The 235-nt window shown below is 49.4% G+C and carries 2 rRNA genes; both read right to left on the bottom strand.

The annotated features are described in order from the left end of the window. A 5S ribosomal RNA gene (gene rrf, locus FS818_RS29635) occupies positions 1-59 on the bottom strand; the annotation flags it as partial. 99 nt (positions 60-158) lie between these two features. Then, positions 159-235: ribosomal RNA gene (locus FS818_RS28560) — 23S ribosomal RNA — on the bottom strand; the annotation flags it as partial.

Genomic DNA, 235 nt, shown 5'->3' with positions numbered 1-235 from the left:
GGCTTAACGGTCGTGTTCGGGATGGGTACGTGTGGAACCCCTCCGCCATCGCCACCAAACGCGATTGGATCGAAGCTATGCTTCTTCCATATCATCAGAGTTATTGTTCTCTGAAAACTAGATTCGAAACGAAACGCACGCGATTTATAACTTGCATATTGGATAAGCCCTCGACCGATTAGTACTGGTCAGCTCCATGCATTACTGCACTTCCACCCCCAGCCTATCTACCTCG

Source organism: Paenibacillus xylanexedens, assembly GCF_007680605.1.
Taxonomy (GTDB): domain Bacteria; phylum Bacillota; class Bacilli; order Paenibacillales; family Paenibacillaceae; genus Paenibacillus; species Paenibacillus xylanexedens_B.
This window is presented reverse-complemented; position numbering and strand designations above follow the sequence as displayed.